Raw genomic sequence first — 19907 nt, forward strand, 5'->3', positions numbered from 1 at the left:
AATATGTCTCCGTATAAGGTCAGTGTTGGGAGAGCCCGAGAACGTCGAGCATGGAATAAAAACCAGGTTTCTTGTCGCGCGCCCAGAGCGCCGCCCTGAGGGCGCCGCGTGCGAAAATGGAACGATCGGCAGCACTGTGCGACATCGAAACGATCTCGCCTTCACCGGCGAAGAGAACCGAATGCTCGCCGATGACCGAGCCGCCGCGAAGCGTCGCAAAGCCGATCGTGCCGGCTTCGCGTGGGCCGGTATGTCCATCGCGGACACGGACGGACTGTGTGGTGAGATCAATGTTGCGGCCCTTGGCCGCAGCCTCACCCAGAAGCAATGCGGTGCCCGACGGCGCGTCGACCTTGCGCTTGTGATGCATCTCGAGGATTTCTATGTCCCACCCGGCGGGCTCCAGTGCCTGCGCGGCCTGCTCCACCAAAACGCTGAGAAGGTTCACGCCAAGGCTCATATTGCCGGACTTGACGATGCGCGCATGGCGCGCCGCAGCCTCAATCTTGGCATCGTCGGCCTCCGAGCAGCCGGTCGTGCCGACGACATGGACGATGCGCGCCTGGGCGGCAAGGCCCGCAAACTCAACACTGGCGCCAGGTGAAGTGAAGTCGAGTACGCCTTCGGCATGCAGGAACGCCGCGAGCGGATCGTCGCCGATGATGACGCCATTTTGGCCGAGACCAGCAAGCTCTCCAGCATCCCGGCCGACGAAAGGCGAACCCTTCCGCTCGATCGCCGCATGCAGCGTGACGCCGTCAATCGAGTCGATCAGGCGGATCAGCGTCTGTCCCATGCGCCCTGCTGCGCCAACCACCACCAGTTTCATCGCAGCATCGCTCATGTCGGTTCACTATCCGTATCAAAGAGAATCCGAGGCGGCAGGCCTCTGAAGATTGTTGAGTCGAGCGTAAAGGCCGTCGCTGAGCTTCGCAAGCGTCTCGTGATTGCCTTCTTCGACGACACGGCCCTGCTGCATGACGACGATCTTGTCGGCGCGCACCACGGTCGACAGCCGGTGTGCGATGACGACAACAGTGCGGCCGGTCATCGCTTCATCGAGCGCCTTCTGCACCGCTGCCTCGGATTCCGTGTCGAGCGCCGACGTGGCCTCGTCGAGAAGCAGGATTGGCGCATTTCGTACCAACGCGCGGGCGATCGACAGGCGCTGACGTTGGCCGCCCGAAAGTGTCACACCGTTTTCGCCGACTGGCGTGTCGTAGCCATTGGGTTGCGCGAGGATAAACTCGTGGGCATAGGCGAGCCGCGCAGCTTCCTCCACCTCGGCATCGGAGGCCTCCGGGCGCCCGTAGCGGATGTTCTCGCGGATCGTGCCTTCAAAGAGGTATGGCTGCTGCGACACGTAGGCCAGCTGCTCGCGAAGCGACTGCTTGGTGACGTGGGCGATATCCTGACCGTCGACGAAGATCTGTCCGCTCTTCGGATCGAAGAAGCGCGGAATGAGACTGATGACAGTCGATTTGCCGGCGCCGGATGGGCCGACAAGCGCCGTCGTCTTGCCGCCTTCCGCAACAAAACTCACATTGCTGAGGATCGGATCGACACCATAGGCGAACGACACGTCGCGGAATTCGATGCGGGCATCCGTTACCGGCAGGGGCTTGGCGTCAGGCAGATCGCGCTGACGCGGCTCCATGTCGAGCAACTCGTAGACCATGCGGGCATTGACGGCGGCGCGCTCGAGCTGGATCTGCAGTCTTGCAAGGCGCCGGGCAGGGTCGTAGGCGAGCAGCAAAGCGGTCACGAACGAGAAGAACGCGCCCGGCGGCACGTTGTGATAGATCGAACGGTAAGCGGCGTAGGCGAGAACGCTTGCAACTGCAAAGCCCGCAAAGGTTTCCGTCATCGGCGCGTTGCGTTCCGAAAGGCGCGCGATCCGGTTTGTGCGGGCTTCCGCGGCCGCGACCAGCTTGTTGAGCTTGCGCTGCAGTTCGCTTTCCATGGTGAAGGCCTTGACGATGGCGATACCCTGGATGGTCTCTTGCATCGCGCCTAGGACATGGCTGCTCAGATAGATGGCTTCCTTGGTGGCTTGACGCAGGCGCTTGGACAGATATCGCAGTCCATAAAGAAGCGGCGGAGCCAGGATGAAGACGGCGAGGCTGAGCAACGGATCCTGAAAGACCATCACGCCGATCAACGAGATGAAGGTAAGCAAGTCACGCGCGGCCGATGTGATCACCATATTCATGACATCGCGGATGCCGCCGACATTCTGGCTTACTCGAGCGGCAATGTGCGCGGAGCGAGCTTCGTTGTAGAAGCCGACCGAAAGTGTCATCAGGTGAGCGTAAAGGCGCCGCTGATAGCGCGCGACGATATTGTTGCCGATCCGCGAAAGCGCCACGGCCTGGCCGTAGCTCGCAAAGCCGCGCAGAACGAATGCCAGGAAGATCGAAAGACAGATGATCCAGATCATATCGGCGCGGCGATTGGCGAAAGCCTCGTCGATGATCACCTTCATGATCCACGCGGTGAACGCCGTCGTCAGGGCGACAACGACGAGACAGCTGATCGCAAAAACATAGCCGCCGATATGATCGCGGCCATTTTCGGCGATAATGCGTTTCAGGACGCCCGTCACACTATCGCTACCGACAGCGCTTTTTTTGTTCGCGGATTCCAAAAATACTGCTTCCCGTCTCGGACGTGCGCGGCCGCAAAGCCTCGCACTTGGGGCGGCTCTATAAAGAGTTACCGCCCGTTTGGCTAGCAGGGCATTAGCTGCGCCAGCGGCGCCCCTCGGTCGAGAGCCCGAAACGGGCCGGCTCGCGGGCATAGAAGGACAGGCCTGCAAGAGCCGCCAGCGGATGGGTCACGACATAGGTCGGAATCGCCTTCAGCCAATGCGAATGCGGCGCTTTGTCCTCGAACGCAGCACGGAATTCCGGCTGTCGCAACGCCGGAAGGATCTTCTGCGAGATGCCGCCGGAAAGATAGACGCCGCCCTTAGTCATGAAGATCATCGCCAGGTCGCCGGCAAGTCTGCCAAGATATGTCGAAAAAAGCGAGATGGTCTCCACCGCCGTCGCATCGGATCCGGCAAGCGCATGAGAGGTGATGTCGGCAGGGTCGCTGTACTTGGGATCGATGCCGTCCGCCTTGCAGATTGCCCGGTAGAGATGAACGATCCCGCGCCCGGAAAGGATCTGCTCGGCCGAAACACGGCCCTCGATCGTTTCGACATAGGGAAAGATTTCCAGATCGCGCTTAGAGCGCGGTCCGAGATCGACATGGCCGCCTTCGCCCGGCACCGGGATCCACCCGCCCTGCACGTGTACAAGCCCACCGACGCCAAGGCCCGTTCCAGGACCGAGCACGACGCGGGAAGCGACAATCTCCTTCGATGCTGAGCCGATCAGTTCGCGCTCGCCATCGCCGAGCGAGGAAATCGCCAGCGCCTGAGCTTCGAAGTCGTTGATGACAAGCACATCCTCGATGCCGAGAACTTCGATCATCGTATGCGGACGGACGACCCAGTCGCAGTTGGTCAGCGGAATTTCATCGCCATTGATCGGTCCGGCAACGGCAAGGATTGCAGCGCGGGGCCGCATGTCCGTCTTAGCCAGAACGCCGTTGCGGATCGCTTCGTCGATCGTCGTGAAGTCGGCTGTTCTGACATTCGGGAAATTGATGGCCTCTGCCGACGCATCCGGGAGAATGGAGAAGCGTGCATTCGTTCCACCGATATCACCGATGAGGATCGGAAAGGGCAGGTGAGCATCACTGGTGTTGAGCATGGACATAGCCGGTTCCGTATTTAGGCGTGCAGCGTCGCGATGAGCTTTTCGGCGGTCGCGTGGTTCAGGGCCATTGGGATGTCGTAGACGATCGCAAGCCGCATCAATGCTTTCACATCGACATCATGCGGCATCGGCGTCAACGGATCGACAAGGAAAATAAGCGCGCTGACTTCACCGGTGGAAATCAGCGCGCCGATCTGCTGATCGCCGCCGAGCGGCCCGCTCTTCAGGCGCGTGACGTCGAGATCGGGAGCGGCGTCGAGAACGCGGCCGCCGGTTGTTCCGGTTGCCACTATCTTCCACTTGGAAAGCAGGTCTCTGTTGCGACGGGCAAAGTCCGCCATATCGTTCTTCTTCTGGTCATGCGCAATCAATGCGAGGCATTTGCCGCCGGCCATGAAAAAGGACCTCCATCCTAAGGATTCAATCGATTGGGCGGCTTCTATACCAAGCGTACGAGTTGATACACAAGTCTCTGCGCCATCATGGCATGGCCGGCTTCTCAGGCGGAACAGGGCCGGTAACAGGAAGGAGGTCCTCGCTCGCCGGCAAGGCCGCCGGAGCGGCCGTCAGAGCATTTGCGGCCGGGGCACCGTCATACGTTCCGGCGATGGTCGCTGCCGCAGCCGGTGCATCAAGAACCCCTGCGCACGCCTTCGGGAGATCGGAGACCATGACTTCGCGCGGTGGCTTGGGAGGCTTCGGAGAGGGTTTCGGCGGCGCCCACGGCTCCTTGGTGAACCACCAGGCGAGGGACTTGTCGCATCCGTCGCCGGCTGCGACTGGCGCCTGTGGTTTGCAGCCGGCAGCCCCCGGCGGGCATTTGATGCGGATGTGGAAGTGTGAATCGTGACCGTATTCGGGCCTCAGCTTGCCGAGATTGGTGCGGTCGCCCGTCCACGTATCGCACATCTTCTTCTTGATCGCCGGATTGACGAAGATGCGCTCGACCTGCGGATAGCTGGCGGCAAGCATCAGCAGTTCCGCCCGCTGTTCGGTCCATACCTTCGGATCGACGGTCAGGAACTTGTCCTTCTGCATCATGGTCGTGAAGGGCAGCGTTTCCCGCTCCTCATAGCTCATGCGGTGCGAAGGCATCGGCGTCAGCCAGACATCGGCATCGAGGCCGATCTGATGCGAGGCATGCCCGTTGAACATCGGCCCGCCGCGCGGCTGGGCGATGTCGCCGACCAGAATGCCGGGCCAGCCGATCTTGTCATTCGCATCCTGCGAAAATTTTTCGAGCAGTGAGATCATGGCGGGGTTGCCCCAGCGCCGGTTACGCGAAAGGCGCATCGCCTGCCAGGTGGGACCGTCGGACGGAAGCGCGGCGGCGCCGGTCATGCACCCCTTGGCGTAGAAGCCGATCGGCCGCGCCGATCCCTGTGTCGGCAGCGCCACCGCGCCGAAGAGCGCCTTGGCACTGCCCGGGCTCGGCTGCTTCTGCTGTGCGCCGACATCGCCGGCGGCAAAGCTTGCGCCGATTGCGCCGGCGAGCGTCAGCTTGCCGAAAGTCCTGAAAGCCTGAACCAAACCGAAAGCCATGCCGTTCCCTTGCCGCCTCTGCCGAAGTGATTTGCATCGAATCTATCGTGAAAAGCGATTTTGGTGAATCGATGTTTTGGCAGGCGGCAAGGATATCTAGCTACTCTCGAGCCACTTTGCGCTGCGCTCCGTGGTGCTGTCGACGCTAGTCTGCCTCGTTTAGGAGAAATGGCAGCATCCTGCTCAAGATGCTGTCTCGTAGAACGTAGTGGTGCAATAGTGCCGCTGCGGCGTGAACACCGACGAGAGCAATAATCGACCATGCCGTTACGCCGTGAAGATCAGCGAGGAGATGTCGCGTGTCTGCCGAAAAAGCAATTGGCGAAGGAATCGAGAACAGGCCGAAGAAGTTCATTGGAATGCCCACGGACCAGCCGAGGAGAATGCCGAGCGCTATCTGGACAGCTAGAAGGGCATAAAGCAAGTGGTGCACCAAGGTGGCCGCGACATGCTGAGCTCCCGATGTGGAAGGTGGCAACTTCCTGCCATAGACTGAACGCCAAAGAATGCGGCTTATGACAATGATAGTCAGAGCAATTCCGCTCGCCACATGCAAGGATATCAACTCGACGCGTATGTTCGTCCCTTTCTGAAATTGCTCCCAGACATGGGCGCTCGAGAACTGAAACAACACTAGAACGGCAGTTGACCAATGAAATAGTATCGTCAAACGGTCATAGGAGGAGCCGTCCAAAGAGTTCGGAACGGCTAATGCACTAACCTTCATGATTCATGATCTCCGTGGATGATGGCCGTTAAACACGTCACCCGCGGATTTTATTCACTCGGGTTGATATCGCGTGAGAGCGCCAGGGATTTCCTTCGCCATCATCTCGATGTGATCGCGCTTGATCCCCTCGTATCGCAGCGTCAGGCATTGGCGAAAATATCGGCGGTTTTGCGGACGCGGGAAATACGCGGAAGGATGCGTTCGCAGGCGAAGGAGTGCATTTCCTGAGAAAAGGTGGTCATAGCGTCCTCGACGGCGATGACGGCGTAGTTGTGGGCAAAGGCATCACGGATCGTTGCCTCGACACCGAAATTCGTTGCGATGCCCGTCAGGATCACGGTGTTGATGCCGCGGCGGCGAAGCTGCAGGTCCATCTCTGTGCCGTAGAAGGCACTCCAGTGATGCTTGACGATATGGACATCTACCGAGAGTGCGGCGATTTCAGCCGGAGCAGCGGTGGCAGCTGCGGGAAGGCCGCCTTCAGGCAGGACCATGGGTTCGTCCACCGGCTGGTTGACAGTATCGGCATAGTCCGGGGAGAATCCGACGGTAACGAGGACCACCGTTCCGCCTTCCGATTTCAGCTGGGTGGCGATTGCGGCGGTGTTTTCGATGACCTGCTGGGCAGAATGCGGCGCAAGCGGCCGGCCGACGATGAAGCCTTGCAGATCGATGGAAATGAGTGCGGTGGTCTTGGGATCGTAAAGAGGCATAAAAAATCTCCGGGGACAGAAACATGAGGGAACCCTCACAATGACAGATATGAGGGTATCCTCACAAAAATCAAGCCCCGAGCCGCAGAGCCGTGCCCCGAAGCGTCAGCGCGGCCATGAGCGCGTAGCCGTTCTTCTGGCGGCGGCGGCGAAGGTCTTTCTTGAAAAGGGCTACGACGCGGCGACCATGACGGAGATCGCAGCCGCCGCCAATTCCTCGATCGGTTCCCTCTACCAGTTCTTCCCGACCAAGCTGTTGCTCGCCGAAGCACTGCACATCGACCGCCTGCAGCAACTGAACAACGGGCTCGCCGAACTGGCGGAAGGGATCCGCGGGCAGACGGCAGCCGAGATCGGCGATGCAATCTTCACGCGACTCGGCCGCTTCATCGAGGAATATCCGGAATTTCTCGTTCTCGCCGCGCGACGCGACGTGCCCAAGGAGCGCAAGGCGAAATCGCGTGCGGAACTTCGTGCCAGCATCACGGCGCTGTTGAAGAACGCCGAGCCTTCGGTCGAGCGCGACATCGACCTGTTGGCTTCCCTTGTCCTGGAGCTCCTGCGTATCATCGTCGCAGCGGCTTATGATCCCGACGGTTCGGGTGATCCGCGGCTGGTGAGCGAACTGCGGCGCATGCTCCGCAAGCGGCTCGAGGAAGTGACGCCCTGAACGCGGCTATCAGGCCAAAATTTCGCACGCGGCATAAAAACGGATCTCTTTTCTATTTTTTGCCTGTATTTCCCGTATTCTCGACAGAGCTAAAAATGAACAGGGGTTGGTGAATGGCGGTTGCCTGGTGGAATAGACGTGCTCTCGTTGCTCTCGCAGTCTTGATCTCCTTGCCCCTGGGCGCCTCGGCTCAGGAAGAGAACTTCAGGATCGGGACGTCGACGATCGGCGAACTCAAATACAAGCCCGGCTTCAAGCATTTCGATTATGTCAATCCGGACGCACCGAAGGGCGGAGACCTGAGGCTTTCGACCGCCGGTACCTACGATACCTTCAACCCGATACTGACAAAGGGTGAAGTGGCCGTCGGCCTGACGCTGCCTTTCGAAACCCTGATGAAATCGGCCGACGACGAAGTGCTCGCCTCCTACGGACTTCTGGCTGAGGGTGTTTCCTATCCCGATGACGTTTCCAGCGCGACCTTTCGGCTGCGCGCCGAAGCGAAATGGGCGGACGGGAAGCCGGTCACTCCGGAAGACGTGATCTTCAGCTTCGACAAGACGAAGGAGCTCAATGCGCTTTCGGCCAACTACTACCGGCATGTCGTCAAAGCCGAAAAGACCGGCGAACGCGACGTCAAGTTCACCTTCGACGAGAAGAACAACAAGGAGCTCCCCAACATCCTCGGCCAGTTGATCGTGGTGCCGAAACACTGGTGGGAAGGCACAGGCCCCGACGGCAAGCCGCGCGACATATCGAAAACGACGCTCGAACCGGTGATGGGATCGGGTCCCTATAAGATCGCCGCCTTCTCCCCGGGCTCGACGATCCGCTACGAACTTCGTGACGACTACTGGGGCAAAGACCTCAATGTGAATGTCGGCCAGAATAACTTTCGCAACATTTTCTACACGTATTTTGGCGACCGCGACGTAGAGTTCGAGGCCTTCCGTGCGGGCAATATCGATTACTGGCAGGAAACGCAGGCAGCCCGATGGGCAACGGGATATGACTTTCCCGCGGTAAAGGATGGGCGCGTCAAGAAGGAGGATGTGCCCAATCCGCTGCGCTCGACCGGCATCCTTCAGGCGCTCGTTCCGAACATGCGCCGCGACGTCTTCAAAGACGCGCGGGTGCGCGAGGCTTTGAACTATGCCTTCGACTTCGAGGAACTCAACCGCACGGTCGCGTTCGGCAGCTATAAGCGGATCGACAGTTATTTCTGGAATACGGAGCTTGCCTCCTCTGGTCTGCCGCAGGGCCGGGAGCTCGAACTGCTTGAGGGCTTGAAGGACAAGGTTCCGCCGGAGATCTTCACTGCGCCTTACAGCAACCCTGTTGGTGGAGACCAGCAGAAGAGTCGCGGCAACCTGCGCAAGGCGATTTCCCTGCTGAAGGACGCGGGATGGGATATCAAGGGCAGCCGCATGGTGAACACCAAGACCGGCCAGCCGCTGAGCTTCGAAATCCTGTTGTCGAGCCCCATGCTGGAGCGCTGGGCCGTGCCCTATGCCAACAATTTAAAGAAGATAGGCATCGATGCCCGCGTCCGCACCGTCGATGCTTCGCAATACACCAACCGCGCCCGCAGCTTCGACTACGACATGATCTGGAATGTCTGGGCCGAGACGATGAACCCCGGCAACGAGCAAGCCGATTACTGGGGTTCAGGCTCGGTCGATCAGCAGGGCTCCCGCAACTATGCGGGCATTGCCAATCCGGCCGTCGATGCCCTCGTTCGCATGATCATTTTCGCGCCGAACCGCGACGAGCAGGTGGCTGCGATCAAGGCAATGGACCGCGTGCTGCTGGCCAACCACTATGTCATCCCTCTGTTCTACCGGGATACCTATTCGATCGCCTATTGGGATAAGGTCACGCATCCGGCAGAGTATCCGGAATATTCCCTTGGCTTTCCGGACGTCTGGTGGTCGAAGGACGCGAAATAGCGGGCTTGCATTGCCGGGACTGCTGGGCTCCAAATGGACCTCCCGAATCACCGCGCAAACCCAAAACCGGTGCAACCGGCCGAAGGCTAGCTGATTGAAAACTCCTTATGCGACGCGCACACTGATGAATTTCGATACCCGGGAGGCCGCGCGCTGATGGGAGCCTACATTCTTCGACGCCTGCTTCTGATGATACCGACGATTATCGGCATCATGGCGATATCGTTCACGGTCATCCAGTTTGCGCCGGGCGGCCCTGTCGAGCAAGTTATCGCGCAGTTGACCGGCCAGGCAGATGGTGCCGACCAGCGCCTTTCCGGTGGCGGGGATGCCGTACAGCAGTTCGATGACAGCGGCTCCAGGTACCGCGGCGCCCAGGGCCTCGATCCCGAATTGATCGCCAAGCTCGAGAAGCAGTTCGGCTTCGACAAGCCGCCGCTGACGCGGTTTCTGGAAATGATGTGGAACTACAGCCGTTTCGATTTCGGCGAGAGCTTCTTCCGCAATACCTCGGTGCTCGAGCTTATCAAGGAAAAGCTGCCGGTCTCGGCCTCGCTCGGCATCTGGATCATGATCTTCTCCTACGGCATCTCCATTCCGCTTGGCATCCGCAAGGCGGTGAAGGATGGTTCGACTTTCGACGTGTGGACCTCCGGCGCGATTATCATCGGCTACGCCGTGCCGAGCTTCCTGTTCGGTATCCTGCTGATCGTGCTTTTCGCCGGCGGCTCGTTCTATGATTGGTTCCCGCTGCGCGGTCTGGTTTCGGACAACTTCGACCAGCTGCCCTGGTGGCAGAAGCCGCTCGATTATTTCTGGCACTTGACGCTGCCGCTGATCTCGCTCTCGCTCGCCGCCTTTGCGACGACGACGCTGCTGACGAAGAATTCCTTCATCGAGGAGATCAAGAAGCAATATGTAACGACCGCCCGCGCCAAAGGCTTGAATGAGCGGAAGGTGCTTTACGGCCACGTTTTCCGTAACGCCATGCTGATCATCATCGCCAGTTTTCCCGGCGCCTTCATTTCCGCCTTCTTCACCGGCTCGCTGCTGATCGAGAACATCTTCTCGCTCGATGGCCTCGGCCGTCTCGGCTATCTCTCGGTCGTCAACCGCGACTATCCGATCGTCTTTGCCACACTCTACATCTTCTCGCTGCTTGGTCTTTTCGTCGGTTTGCTCTCGGACCTGATCTATACCTGGATCGACCCGCGCATCGATTTCGAGCGGAGGGATGTCTGATGGATACGGCCGCCAACCCGACGCCCGTTACCCCGGTCAAACCGCCGCGCAAGGGCCTGCTTTCCCCGACGAACATCCGCCGCTGGCGGAACTTCAAGGCAAACCGGCGCGGCTACTGGTCGTTCTGGCTGTTCATGGCGCTGTTCATCCTGACCCTATTTGCGGAGTTCATCGCCAACGACAAGCCGATTATCGCCTCCTACAAAGGCGAGATCCTCTTTCCGGTGCTGGTAGACTATCCGGAGGAAAAATTCGGCGGCTTCCTGGCTGAAACGGACTACCGCTCGGATGTGATCGCCGACGAGATCAATGCCAATGGCTGGATGATCTGGCCGCCGATCCACTATTCCTACCGCTCGGTGAATTCCAACATTCCGCATTCCGCGCCGACGCCGCCGTTCTGGCTGATGAGCGAGGAGGAGCGCTGTTCCGGCTATCCGCAAGGCATCGACGATCCCAATTGCAACTACGGCAACCTCAACTGGCTTGGAACCGACGATCAGGCTCGCGACGTGCTCGCGCGCATCATTTACGGTTTTCGCATCTCCGTGCTCTTCGGCCTGGCATTGACCATCTGCTCGGCAATTGTCGGCGTCACGGCCGGCGCCGTGCAGGGGTATTTCGGAGGCTGGACGGACCTGCTTCTGCAGCGCTTCATCGAGATCTGGTCATCGATGCCCGTGCTCTACATCCTCCTGATCATCGCCGCGATCCTGCCGCCGGGCTTTTTCGTATTGCTCGGCATCATGCTGCTCTTCTCCTGGGTAGGGTTTGTCGGCGTGGTGCGCGCGGAATTCCTGCGCGCCCGCAATTTCGAATATGTCCGCGCCGCCCGCGCGCTCGGTGTCAATAACCGCACGATCATGTGGCGCCACCTGTTGCCGAACGCGATGGTCGCGACGCTGACCTTCCTGCCTTTCATCCTGTCCGGATCCATCACGACGCTGACATCGCTCGACTTCCTCGGCTTCGGCATGCCCCCTGGCTCGCCGTCGCTCGGCGAGATGATTGCCCAGGGCAAGACCAATCTTCAGGCGCCGTGGCTGGGGCTGGCTGCTTTCTTCACCATGTCGATCATGCTTTCCCTGCTGATCTTCGTTGGCGAGGCCGTGCGCGACGCGTTTGACCCGAGAAAGACCTTCGCATGAGCCAGATGTCCGAACCTCTTCTCTCCGTCCGCGATCTCTCCGTCGCCTTCCATCAAGGCGGCGAAACATCGCTGGCCGTCGATCGAATCTCCTTCGACATCAAGAAGGGCGAGGTCGTTGCGCTGGTCGGCGAATCCGGGTCCGGCAAGTCCGTTTCCGCAAATTCCATCCTGCGGCTGCTGCCCTATCCCGCAGCAAGCCACCCGACGGGCGAGGTTCTTTTCAAGGGCAAGGATCTCCTCAAGGCATCCGACAAGGCGCTGCGAGAGGTACGCGGCAACGACATCACGATGATCTTCCAGGAGCCGATGACCTCGCTCAATCCGCTCCATACGATCGAAAAGCAGATCGCCGAAATCCTCGAGCTGCATCAGGGCGTCACAGGCCAGGCTGCCCGCAAGCGCGTGCTGGAACTGCTCAATCAGGTCGGCATTCGCGAACCCGAAAAGCGGCTGAAGGCCTATCCGCACGAACTTTCCGGCGGCCAGCGCCAGCGCGTCATGATTGCCATGGCGCTCGCCAACCGGCCGGAGCTGCTGATTGCCGACGAGCCGACGACGGCGCTCGACGTGACGGTCCAGGCGCAGATCCTCGAATTGTTGCGCCGGTTGAAGGGAGAGCACGGTATGTCGATGCTCTTCATTACCCATGACCTCGGCATCGTCCGCAAGTTCGCCGATCGCGTCTATGTCATGACCAAGGGCAAGATCGTTGAGACGGGCACCGTCGAAGCAGTGTTCAGCAACCCGAAGCATGACTATACGCGCCATTTGCTCGCCTCGGAGCCGCGTGGCGAGCCGCCTGTTGCTGATCCGTCCAAGCCGGTCGTGATGGAAGGCTCGGATATTCGCGTCTGGTTTCCCATTAAAGCCGGCCTGATGCGTAAGGTCGTTGATTACGTAAAGGCGGTCGACGGCATTGAACTTTCGCTGCGGGCCGGCCAGACGCTCGGCGTTGTCGGCGAATCCGGCTCGGGCAAGACGACGCTGGGCCTGGCGCTCACCCGGCTGATCTCCTCCAAAGGGCGCATCAGCTTCGTCGGCAAGGACATAGCCGACTATTCGTTCACCGCGATGCGGCCGCTGCGCAATCAGCTTCAGGTCGTCTTCCAAGATCCCTACGGCTCGCTCAGTCCTCGCATGTCCGTCGGCGATATCATTGCAGAAGGCCTGAAGGTGCATGAGCGGTCGCTGTCGTATGAAGAACGCGACCAGCGCGTCTGCTCAGCGCTGGAGGAAGTCGGCCTCGATCCGTTGACCCGCTGGCGATACCCTCACGAATTTTCCGGCGGCCAGCGGCAGCGTATCGCGATTGCCCGCGCCATGGTGCTGAAGCCGCGCTTCGTCATGCTTGACGAGCCGACATCGGCCCTCGACATGAGCGTCCAGGCACAGGTCGTCGATCTCCTGCGCGACCTACAGAAAAAGCACGATCTGGCATATCTCTTCATCAGCCATGACCTGAAGGTCGTCAAAGCGCTCGCCAACGAAGTCATCGTCATGCGCTTCGGCAAGGTGGTGGAGCAGGGGCCGTCGGCGCAAATTTTCCGCGCGCCGAAAGATGATTATACCAAGGCCCTGATGGCCGCCGCTTTCAACATCGAGGCAGTGCCGACGCCTGTCGTCCAGCAGTAAAAGAAGATCATGGCCGCAAGACCTCCCGTTCTCGTCGATCTGAAATTCAATCCCGACGGAATCGCCCGTATTCTGAAAACCGCATTCCCGGATCGCGGCAGTATCAATCTCGCCGATCCTTCGAATAAGGGCCGCGATCTGAGCGCGTCCGAATATGCGCTCCTCTGGAAACCCGACGCCGATCTCTTCGATCGCGCGCCGAACCTCAAGATCGTCTTCTCGGGCGGCGCCGGTGTCGACAGCATCCTGCCGCTTCCCGGGCTGCCGGATGCTCCGATCGTCCGTTTCGTCGACCGCAGCCTGACGGTTCGCATGAGCGAATGGGTGGTCATGCAGTGTTTGATGCATCTGCGCCAGCAACGCGAGCACGACCGGCACCAGCACGATCGTATCTGGGGCAAGGCGGCGCCGCCGGAAGCGGCGGAAATCACAGTCGGCGTCATGGGGCTGGGCGTGCTGGGGCAGGATGCCGTTCGCAAGCTGAAGGTCATGGGTTTCAATGTCATCGGCTGGTCGCGAAGCCGCAAGCAACTCGACGGCATCGAAACTTTCGATGCAAGCGAACTCGATGACTTCTTGTCAAAGACCGATTTCCTCGTCGGCCTGCTGCCGTTGACGCCTGAGACCACAGGTTTCTACAATGCCGAGCTGTTTGCCAAGCTCCGTCAGGGTGGCGCACTTGGAAAGCCGGTCCTCATCAATGCCGGCCGTGGCAAGAGCCAGGTGCAGCGCGATATCGTTGCCGCGATCGAAAGCGGTGTGCTTGGGGGCGCCTCGCTCGATGTGTTCGAGGTCGAGCCGCTTCCCGCGGACGATCCGCTCTGGGGCTTGGAGAACGTCTTTATCACCCCGCACGATGCCGCAATCTCTGAAGAGACCGCGCTGTTCCAGCATGTCGAGACACAGGTCGCCCGTTTTGAGCGTGGCGAGCCGCTGGAATTCGTCGTGGACCGGAATGCGGGGTACTGAACGAGCCGGAACCATGGGGCCATAAGTTCGTTGTCCTTACTGATTGCCGAAGCGGCCGATCCGTTTCGCGAGACATCGGAAGGAGGCAAGGATGGCTCATCAGATGGAAAAACGCTGGGAAGAATCCGATGGCAAGCTCCATGTGGAAGAGGAAATCACCCCAACGGCAGCAAAGCAGGGGCGCACCGGTTCCCGAATTCTGATGGTTCTGCTCGCTGCGTTGATTCTCGCTTTCCTGGTTTGGATTCCGGTCGAAATCTGGGGCGAGCGTGAAGCCGATCAGGTCGCGTCACAACAGCCCGGACAGGAAATGCAGTCTCAGCAGCCGGCGCCGCCAGCATCTCCGTCCGCGCAGAACGGCAGTTCCGCTCCAACTGAAACGCCGCATGCGCCAGCGGCTCCGAACGTCCAGCCTGCGACGCCCGCCACACCCGCGCCGTCTCAGCCTGCGCAATAAGGCTTTGATCTCAAGCCGATCATCGGAAGAGCCCGCCGCTTCGGCGGCGGGTCATTTACGCTGGACTTTACCCGCTGATTTTTCGATAAGGAAGCGCACGAGCCGGTCGTCGTGTGTGCCGGTCTGTTATGGCACCCGACCGGATCGGCAGTGGTGAAGCATGGCCAAGACCGATATCGCAAGACGCGTTTACAATCACGCGTGGAAGCTTGATCCCATCATCCGTAGCCTCATCGATACGGATTTCTACAAGCTTTTGATGCTGCAGATGATCTGGAAGCTCTATCCGGATGTCAACGCCACGTTCACCCTGATCAACCGCACAAAACGCGTCCGTCTTGCTGAAGAGATAGACGAGGGGGAATTGCGCGAGCAGCTGGATCACGCGCGCACCCTGCGCCTTTCCAAGAAGGAGATGATCTGGCTTGCCGGTAACAGCTTCTACGGCCGGGCCCAGATCTTCGAGCCGGAGTTCCTCGCCTGGCTCTCTCATTTCCAGCTGCCGGAGTACGAGCTGTCGAAAAAGGACGGCCAGTATGTCCTCGACTTCCACGGCTCCTGGAAGGAAACGACGATGTGGGAAATCCCGGCGCTGGCAATCATCAACGAGCTGCGCTCGCGCTCGGCGATGAGGGCGCTCGGTCCCTTTACGCTTGATGTGCTTTATGCACGCGCCAAAGCCAAGATGTGGTCGAAGGTGGAGCGGCTGCGCGAACTGCCCGGCTTGCGTATCTCCGACTTCGGTACGCGCCGCCGCCACAGCTTTCTTTGGCAGCGCTGGTGTGTCGAAGCGCTTAAGGAAGGGATCGGTCCCGCCTTCACCGGCACCAGCAACGTCTTGCTCGCAATGGACTCCGACCTCGAAGCGGTCGGCACGAATGCGCACGAGCTGCCGATGGTCACGGCGGCCCTTACGAAGACCGACGAGGAGCTCAGCCATGCGCCCTACAAGGTGCTGCGCGACTGGAACAAGCTCTATGGCGGCAACCTTTTGATCGTTCTGCCGGATTCCTTCGGCACTGCCGCCTTCCTTCGCGACGCGCCGGAATGGGTGGCGGACTGGACCGGCTTCCGTCCTGACAGCGCGCCGCCGGTCGAAGGCGGCGAGAAGATCATTGAGTGGTGGAAGAAGATGGGGCGTGATCCGCGCCAGAAGCTGCTGATCTTTTCGGACGGCCTCGATGTCGATGCGATCATCGACACCTACAAGCATTTCGAAGGCCGCGTGCGCATGAGCTTCGGCTGGGGCACCAATCTGACCAACGATTTTTCGGGCTGCGCGCCGACCGAAATTTCCGGCCTCAACCCGATCTCGATCGTTTGCAAGGTCAGCGAGGCGAACGGCCACCCGGCGGTCAAGCTCTCCGACAATCCCCAAAAGGCAACTGGCGACCCGGCGGAGGTCGAGCGCTACCTCAAATTCTTCGGCGCGGAAGACCGCACGGAGCAGGCGGTTCTTGTTTGACGGGGATCATGGCGCCGGCCAGTGCGGCCTAGCCTGCTCCTCGACCCGCCGACTTTTCCTCCGTGGCGCTGGTATAGTTGCATCCTCAAGCGACGTGGCGACCCCTAGTCGCTCGGCAAGCGAGCGCGCATCCTTCGGCGCACGCACCTTTACGTCGTTGTCGAAATAGACGTAGACGTCGCGACCCTTGGCCGAGGTTTTGCGGGGCGGCAATATGCGATTGGCATCCGCTGGCTCACGTCCGCCAGCCCATGCCGCGATCCGCTTGGCCCAGATATCGAGTGCTGCATCGTCGTAGCCGCTGACATAAAGCTGTTCTGACCCGTGAAGACGGCAGTAGACGAAGTCTGCAGTTACATCCATCAGGAGCGGCCACTGGACGGTGTCGGCGCAGACGAGCCCGACCTTGTGCTCGCGCAGCAATTCGACGAATTCCTTGGTGCAAAAACTGTCGTGGCGGATTTCCAAGGCGTGGCGAAGCGGCTGCTTCACATCACTCTCCAGCCAGTCGCGGCCGTTCAGCCGATCGTCATGCTGTTTCGCAAGTTTCGTCGCCTCGTCCGTGTCCTTTGGCAGCAATGCGAGGAATCGGGTGAAGAGCTCGGCATCGAATTTCATCTGCGGCGGAAACTGCCAGAGAATGGGCCCGAGCTTTGGCCCGAGCCGCAGAAGGCCGGATGCCATGAAGTTTGCAAGCGGCGTCTTGGTATCGCGAAGGCGCTTCAAATGCGTGATATAGCGTGAGCCTTTGACGGCGAAGACGAAGCCGTCCGGTGTTGCCTCCCGCCAGCTTGCAAAGGCATCTGGCTTCTGCAATCCGTAGAACGTGCCGTTGATTTCGATTGAGGGAAAATGCCGCGAGGCATAGTGCAACTCGCGCTTCTGCGTCAGGCCCTTCGGGTAAAATACCCCGCGCCACGGCGCGTAGGTCCAGCCGGATATGCCAATACGGACGATGCCTTTCCTTGTCATGGAAGACAAACTGACCGCGCGGACGCTTGTTCCCCGCCGTGCGTATCGTCAAGGCATTCAGGCTTGCGGTTTCGGCTTTTCTTCCGCTTCGCGGATAGCAGCTTCGTGATACCAGCAATCGAACGCAGCATCGCAGATATCCGGATCGATATCGAGCGGCTGGCGGATGCCAAGGCGTTCGCCCCGCCCGCGGAATTTTACAGGGAACTGATAGATCTTCGCGGATTCGCGGTGAAGATTTGCTGGCATCGAATCGCCTTCCATCATCTGCGCATGCCGGTTGTAGGGCAATGATGATAGCAATTGCTCATCATTTACGCAAACAGCCTAAAAATACGGCAATAGCTGTGAGATTCATAAGCACTTGATAAAGCGCGGAAATATCGGCCAGTGTTTGCATCTTTTTGGAGCGTTTGGCATTCGAACGGAAAACGTTCGGCGACCCGGCGGGTTCCACGCCATAATCCCTCGCTTTTCTTGAACGTTGGTGGTTGACGGGACGGCGATGGCGGGTGCGCGTTTTGTCGCAGTCGGGGCCCCCTCTTCGAACTGGCACGGCGCATGCTTGTTATGAGCCAACCGGTGGTGATCAAGCACACGCTTAGCGGTCGCTTTCGGGATTTGCTCACACCTACGTTTGAGAGACTGGCCAATGACAAAGTATAAGCTCGAGTACATCTGGCTCGATGGGTACACACCGGCGCCGAACCTGCGCGGCAAAACGCAGATCAAGGAATTTGACGCGTTTCCGACACTCGATCAGCTTCCGCTGTGGGGCTTCGATGGTTCCTCCACGATGCAGGCCGAGGGCCGCAGCTCTGACTGCGTGCTGAAGCCCGTCGCGGTTTATCCGGATCCGGCGCGCACGAACGGCGTTCTCGTGATGTGCGAAGTCATGATGCCCGATGGCGTCACGCCGCATCCGTCCAACAGCCGCGCGACCATCCTCGACGACGAGGATGCATGGTTCGGCTTCGAGCAGGAATACTTCTTCTACGAAAACGGCCGCCCGCTCGGCTTCCCGGAGCAGGGCTATCCGGCTCCGCAGGGTCCGTATTACTGCGGCGTCGGCTCTGCCAATGTTGGCCCGGTTGCTCGCGAAATCGTCGAAGAGCATCTCGACCTCTGCCTCGCTGCCGGCATCAATCATGAAGGCATCAACGCCGAAGTGGCCAAGGGCCAGTGGGAATTCCAGATTTTCGGCAAGGGCTCCAAGAAGGCCGCCGACCAGATCTGGATGGCGCGCTACCTGCTGCAGCGCCTCACTGAAAAGTACGGCATCGACATCGAGTATCACTGCAAGCCGCTCGGCGACACCGATTGGAACGGTTCGGGCATGCACTGCAACTTCTCGACCAAGTTCATGCGCGAAGTCGGCGGCAAGGCCTACTTCGAAGCTCTGATGGCTCAGTTCGACAAGAACCTGATGGCCCATATCGACGTTTACGGTCCGGACAACCACCTGCGTCTGACCGGCAAGCACGAGACGGCTCCGTGGAACAAGTTCTCCTACGGCGTTGCTGACCGCGGCGCCTCGATCCGCGTTCCGCATTCCTTCGTCAAGAACGACTACCGCGGCTATCTGGAAGACCGTCGCCCGAACTCCCAGGGCTGCCCCTACCAGATCGCGTCTCAGGTCCTGAAGACGATCTCGGAAGTTCCGACCGCCGGCTTCGCTGCGGCTGCAGCCTAAGCGTAAGCCCTCGGGCTTTCCTCCCCAAGGGCGCCGGCTGCCTCGCAGCCGGCGTTTTTGTTTTAACAAGCCTCTAGTTCGGCGCATCTTCCTGCTTCACCATGCGTTTCCATGCTGGAGGACGCCCGATGAGCCAGATACGAATTTATCAACGATCTGAGCCGCAGGTTTTCGCGGCATGAAGATCGCCACCTATAACGTCAACGGCATCAATGGCCGCCTTCCCGTGCTGCTCCGTTGGCTGAAGATCGCAAAGCCCGACATCGTCTGCCTGCAGGAACTCAAGGCGCCGGACGACAGGTTCCCGCGCAAGGAGCTGCAAGCCGCCGGCTATGGCGCGGCCTGGCATGGCCAGAGGAGCTGGAACGGCGTGGCGATATTGGCGCGCGGCGCGACACCGGTGCTGACGAGGCGGGGATTGCCCTATGACCCTGACGACAGCCACAGCCGCTATATCGAGGCTGCAGTGAACGGCATCCTGATCGGTTGCTTGTATCTGCCGAACGGCAACCCTGCGCCAGGGCCGAAATGGGAATACAAGCTCCGCTGGTTCGAGCGCTTGCATGAATATGCAGCCGAATTGCTCGCTCTCGATGTGCCCGTGGCGCTTGTCGGCGATTACAACGTCATGCCTACCGAGCTCGACGTCTACAAACCGGAGCGCTGGGTGGACGACGCGCTTTTCCGTCCCGAGGTGCGCGAGGCGTTTCACGCGCTCGTACAGCAAGGCTGGACGGATGCGATCCGCAAGCTGCATCCGGACGAGCAGATATTCACATTCTGGGATTACTTCAGGAACGCCTGGGGCCGGAATGCCGGTCTTCGGCTTGATCATTTTCTCCTCAGCCCGGCTCTTGCGGAACGATTGCAAATCGGCGAGGTCGACAAGCAGGTCCGCGGCTGGGAGCATGCGAGCGATCATGCCCCGGTCTGGATCGAGCTCACGGACTAGCACG

General features: G+C 59.9%; 19 protein-coding genes. 10 read left to right on the forward strand and 9 right to left on the reverse strand.

Annotated features, from left to right (window positions below):
* Positions 1–19: 19 nt before the first annotated feature.
* The 7 genes from dapB to HGP14_RS00545 form a co-directional block, all read right to left on the reverse strand.
* A complete protein-coding gene (gene dapB / locus HGP14_RS00515; protein ID WP_168827900.1) occupies positions 20–844 on the reverse strand; it encodes a 4-hydroxy-tetrahydrodipicolinate reductase in 825 nt (274 codons plus the stop codon).
* 18 nt (positions 845–862) lie between these two features.
* Positions 863–2647 carry an ABC transporter ATP-binding protein gene (locus tag HGP14_RS00520; RefSeq protein WP_168827901.1) on the reverse strand — a complete coding sequence of 595 codons (1785 nt, stop codon included), beginning with the start codon at positions 2645–2647 and terminating at the stop codon, positions 863–865.
* A gap of 94 nt (positions 2648–2741) precedes the next feature.
* Positions 2742–3767 carry a glucokinase gene (locus tag HGP14_RS00525; protein WP_168827902.1) on the reverse strand — a complete coding sequence of 342 codons (1026 nt, stop codon included), beginning with the start codon at positions 3765–3767 and terminating at the stop codon, positions 2742–2744.
* 14 nt (positions 3768–3781) lie between these two features.
* Positions 3782–4162 carry a methylglyoxal synthase gene (locus HGP14_RS00530; protein WP_168827903.1) on the reverse strand — a complete coding sequence of 127 codons (381 nt, stop codon included), beginning with the start codon at positions 4160–4162 and terminating at the stop codon, positions 3782–3784.
* Positions 4163–4247: 85 nt separating this feature from the next.
* A complete protein-coding gene (gene mepA / locus HGP14_RS00535; RefSeq protein WP_168827904.1) occupies positions 4248–5309 on the reverse strand; it encodes a penicillin-insensitive murein endopeptidase in 1062 nt (353 codons plus the stop codon).
* 145 nt (positions 5310–5454) lie between these two features.
* Complete coding sequence (locus tag HGP14_RS00540; protein ID WP_168827905.1) at positions 5455–6036, reverse strand: cytochrome b; 582 nt, start codon at positions 6034–6036, stop codon at positions 5455–5457.
* 143 nt (positions 6037–6179) lie between these two features.
* Positions 6180–6752, reverse strand: coding sequence for a hydrolase (locus HGP14_RS00545; RefSeq protein ID WP_168827906.1), 573 nt, complete (start codon positions 6750–6752; stop codon positions 6180–6182).
* Between the two features lie 40 nt (positions 6753–6792).
* Between HGP14_RS00545 and HGP14_RS00550 the strand changes: the two genes are divergently transcribed.
* The 8 genes from HGP14_RS00550 to pncB all read left to right on the forward strand — a co-directional run bounded on the left by HGP14_RS00550 (position 6793) and on the right by pncB (position 16286).
* The gene (locus HGP14_RS00550) at positions 6793–7422 is read left to right on the forward strand and encodes a TetR/AcrR family transcriptional regulator (RefSeq protein ID WP_168827907.1); all 630 of its coding nucleotides are present in this window, start codon (positions 6793–6795) and stop codon (positions 7420–7422) included.
* 113 nt (positions 7423–7535) lie between these two features.
* Positions 7536–9371, forward strand: coding sequence for an extracellular solute-binding protein (locus HGP14_RS00555; RefSeq protein WP_168827908.1), 1836 nt, complete (start codon positions 7536–7538; stop codon positions 9369–9371).
* A gap of 156 nt (positions 9372–9527) precedes the next feature.
* Entirely contained in the window at positions 9528–10613 is a 1086-nt protein-coding gene (locus HGP14_RS00560) for a microcin C ABC transporter permease YejB (protein ID WP_168827909.1), read from the forward strand.
* Complete coding sequence (locus HGP14_RS00565) at positions 10613–11761, forward strand: ABC transporter permease (RefSeq protein WP_168827910.1); 1149 nt, start codon at positions 10613–10615, stop codon at positions 11759–11761. The genes HGP14_RS00560 and HGP14_RS00565 overlap by 1 nt, the downstream gene beginning before the upstream one ends.
* A complete protein-coding gene (locus tag HGP14_RS00570) occupies positions 11758–13395 on the forward strand; it encodes an ABC transporter ATP-binding protein (RefSeq protein WP_168827911.1) in 1638 nt (545 codons plus the stop codon). The genes HGP14_RS00565 and HGP14_RS00570 overlap by 4 nt, the downstream gene beginning before the upstream one ends.
* A gap of 9 nt (positions 13396–13404) precedes the next feature.
* The gene (locus HGP14_RS00575; RefSeq protein WP_168827912.1) at positions 13405–14364 is read left to right on the forward strand and encodes a glyoxylate/hydroxypyruvate reductase A; all 960 of its coding nucleotides are present in this window, start codon (positions 13405–13407) and stop codon (positions 14362–14364) included.
* Positions 14365–14455: 91 nt separating this feature from the next.
* A complete protein-coding gene (locus HGP14_RS00580; protein ID WP_168827913.1) occupies positions 14456–14821 on the forward strand; it encodes a hypothetical protein in 366 nt (121 codons plus the stop codon).
* 160 nt (positions 14822–14981) lie between these two features.
* A complete protein-coding gene (gene pncB, locus HGP14_RS00585) occupies positions 14982–16286 on the forward strand; it encodes a nicotinate phosphoribosyltransferase (RefSeq protein WP_168827914.1) in 1305 nt (434 codons plus the stop codon).
* A gap of 6 nt (positions 16287–16292) precedes the next feature.
* Here the strand turns inward: pncB and HGP14_RS00590 are convergent, their stop codons facing one another.
* Positions 16293–17258: a DUF72 domain-containing protein gene (locus HGP14_RS00590; RefSeq protein ID WP_168827915.1), complete on the reverse strand. Its 966-nt coding sequence runs from the start codon at positions 17256–17258 to the stop codon at positions 16293–16295.
* A 57-nt stretch (positions 17259–17315) separates the two neighbouring features.
* Positions 17316–17507, reverse strand: a complete 192-nt coding sequence (locus HGP14_RS00595; protein ID WP_168827916.1) for a DUF2735 domain-containing protein — start codon at positions 17505–17507, stop codon at positions 17316–17318.
* A 403-nt stretch (positions 17508–17910) separates the two neighbouring features.
* Between HGP14_RS00595 and HGP14_RS00600 the strand changes: the two genes are divergently transcribed.
* Positions 17911–18951 (forward strand): glutamine synthetase beta-grasp domain-containing protein, encoded by a 1041-nt coding sequence (locus tag HGP14_RS00600; protein ID WP_168827917.1) that lies wholly within the window; start codon positions 17911–17913, stop codon positions 18949–18951.
* Positions 18952–19129: 178 nt separating this feature from the next.
* Positions 19130–19903 (forward strand): exodeoxyribonuclease III, encoded by a 774-nt coding sequence (gene xth, locus HGP14_RS00605; RefSeq protein ID WP_168827918.1) that lies wholly within the window; start codon positions 19130–19132, stop codon positions 19901–19903.
* Positions 19904–19907 lie beyond the last annotated feature (4 nt).

Source organism: Rhizobium sp. P32RR-XVIII (genome assembly GCF_012641395.1).
Lineage (GTDB): Bacteria > Pseudomonadota > Alphaproteobacteria > Rhizobiales > Rhizobiaceae > Rhizobium.

Coding starts and splice junctions, on each gene's coding strand:
- HGP14_RS00530 (WP_168827903.1), bottom strand. CDS start 4,162: ATGGCCGGCGGCAAATGCCTCGCATTGATTGCGCATGACCAGAAGAAG.
- HGP14_RS00545 (WP_168827906.1), bottom strand. CDS start 6,752: ATGCCTCTTTACGATCCCAAGACCACCGCACTCATTTCCATCGATCTG.
- HGP14_RS00575 (WP_168827912.1), top strand. CDS start 13,405: ATGGCCGCAAGACCTCCCGTTCTCGTCGATCTGAAATTCAATCCCGAC.
- HGP14_RS00565 (WP_168827910.1), top strand. CDS start 10,613: ATGGATACGGCCGCCAACCCGACGCCCGTTACCCCGGTCAAACCGCCG.
- HGP14_RS00580 (WP_168827913.1), top strand. CDS start 14,456: ATGGCTCATCAGATGGAAAAACGCTGGGAAGAATCCGATGGCAAGCTC.
- HGP14_RS00560 (WP_168827909.1), top strand. CDS start 9,528: ATGGGAGCCTACATTCTTCGACGCCTGCTTCTGATGATACCGACGATT.
- HGP14_RS00555 (WP_168827908.1), top strand. CDS start 7,536: ATGGCGGTTGCCTGGTGGAATAGACGTGCTCTCGTTGCTCTCGCAGTC.
- HGP14_RS00525 (WP_168827902.1), bottom strand. CDS start 3,767: ATGTCCATGCTCAACACCAGTGATGCTCACCTGCCCTTTCCGATCCTC.
- mepA (WP_168827904.1), bottom strand. CDS start 5,309: ATGGCTTTCGGTTTGGTTCAGGCTTTCAGGACTTTCGGCAAGCTGACG.
- HGP14_RS00600 (WP_168827917.1), top strand. CDS start 17,911: ATGACAAAGTATAAGCTCGAGTACATCTGGCTCGATGGGTACACACCG.
- xth (WP_168827918.1), top strand. CDS start 19,130: ATGAAGATCGCCACCTATAACGTCAACGGCATCAATGGCCGCCTTCCC.
- HGP14_RS00570 (WP_168827911.1), top strand. CDS start 11,758: ATGAGCCAGATGTCCGAACCTCTTCTCTCCGTCCGCGATCTCTCCGTC.
- HGP14_RS00590 (WP_168827915.1), bottom strand. CDS start 17,258: ATGACAAGGAAAGGCATCGTCCGTATTGGCATATCCGGCTGGACCTAC.
- HGP14_RS00550 (WP_168827907.1), top strand. CDS start 6,793: ATGACAGATATGAGGGTATCCTCACAAAAATCAAGCCCCGAGCCGCAG.
- pncB (WP_168827914.1), top strand. CDS start 14,982: ATGGCCAAGACCGATATCGCAAGACGCGTTTACAATCACGCGTGGAAG.
- HGP14_RS00595 (WP_168827916.1), bottom strand. CDS start 17,507: ATGCCAGCAAATCTTCACCGCGAATCCGCGAAGATCTATCAGTTCCCT.
- HGP14_RS00540 (WP_168827905.1), bottom strand. CDS start 6,036: ATGAAGGTTAGTGCATTAGCCGTTCCGAACTCTTTGGACGGCTCCTCC.
- dapB (WP_168827900.1), bottom strand. CDS start 844: ATGAGCGATGCTGCGATGAAACTGGTGGTGGTTGGCGCAGCAGGGCGC.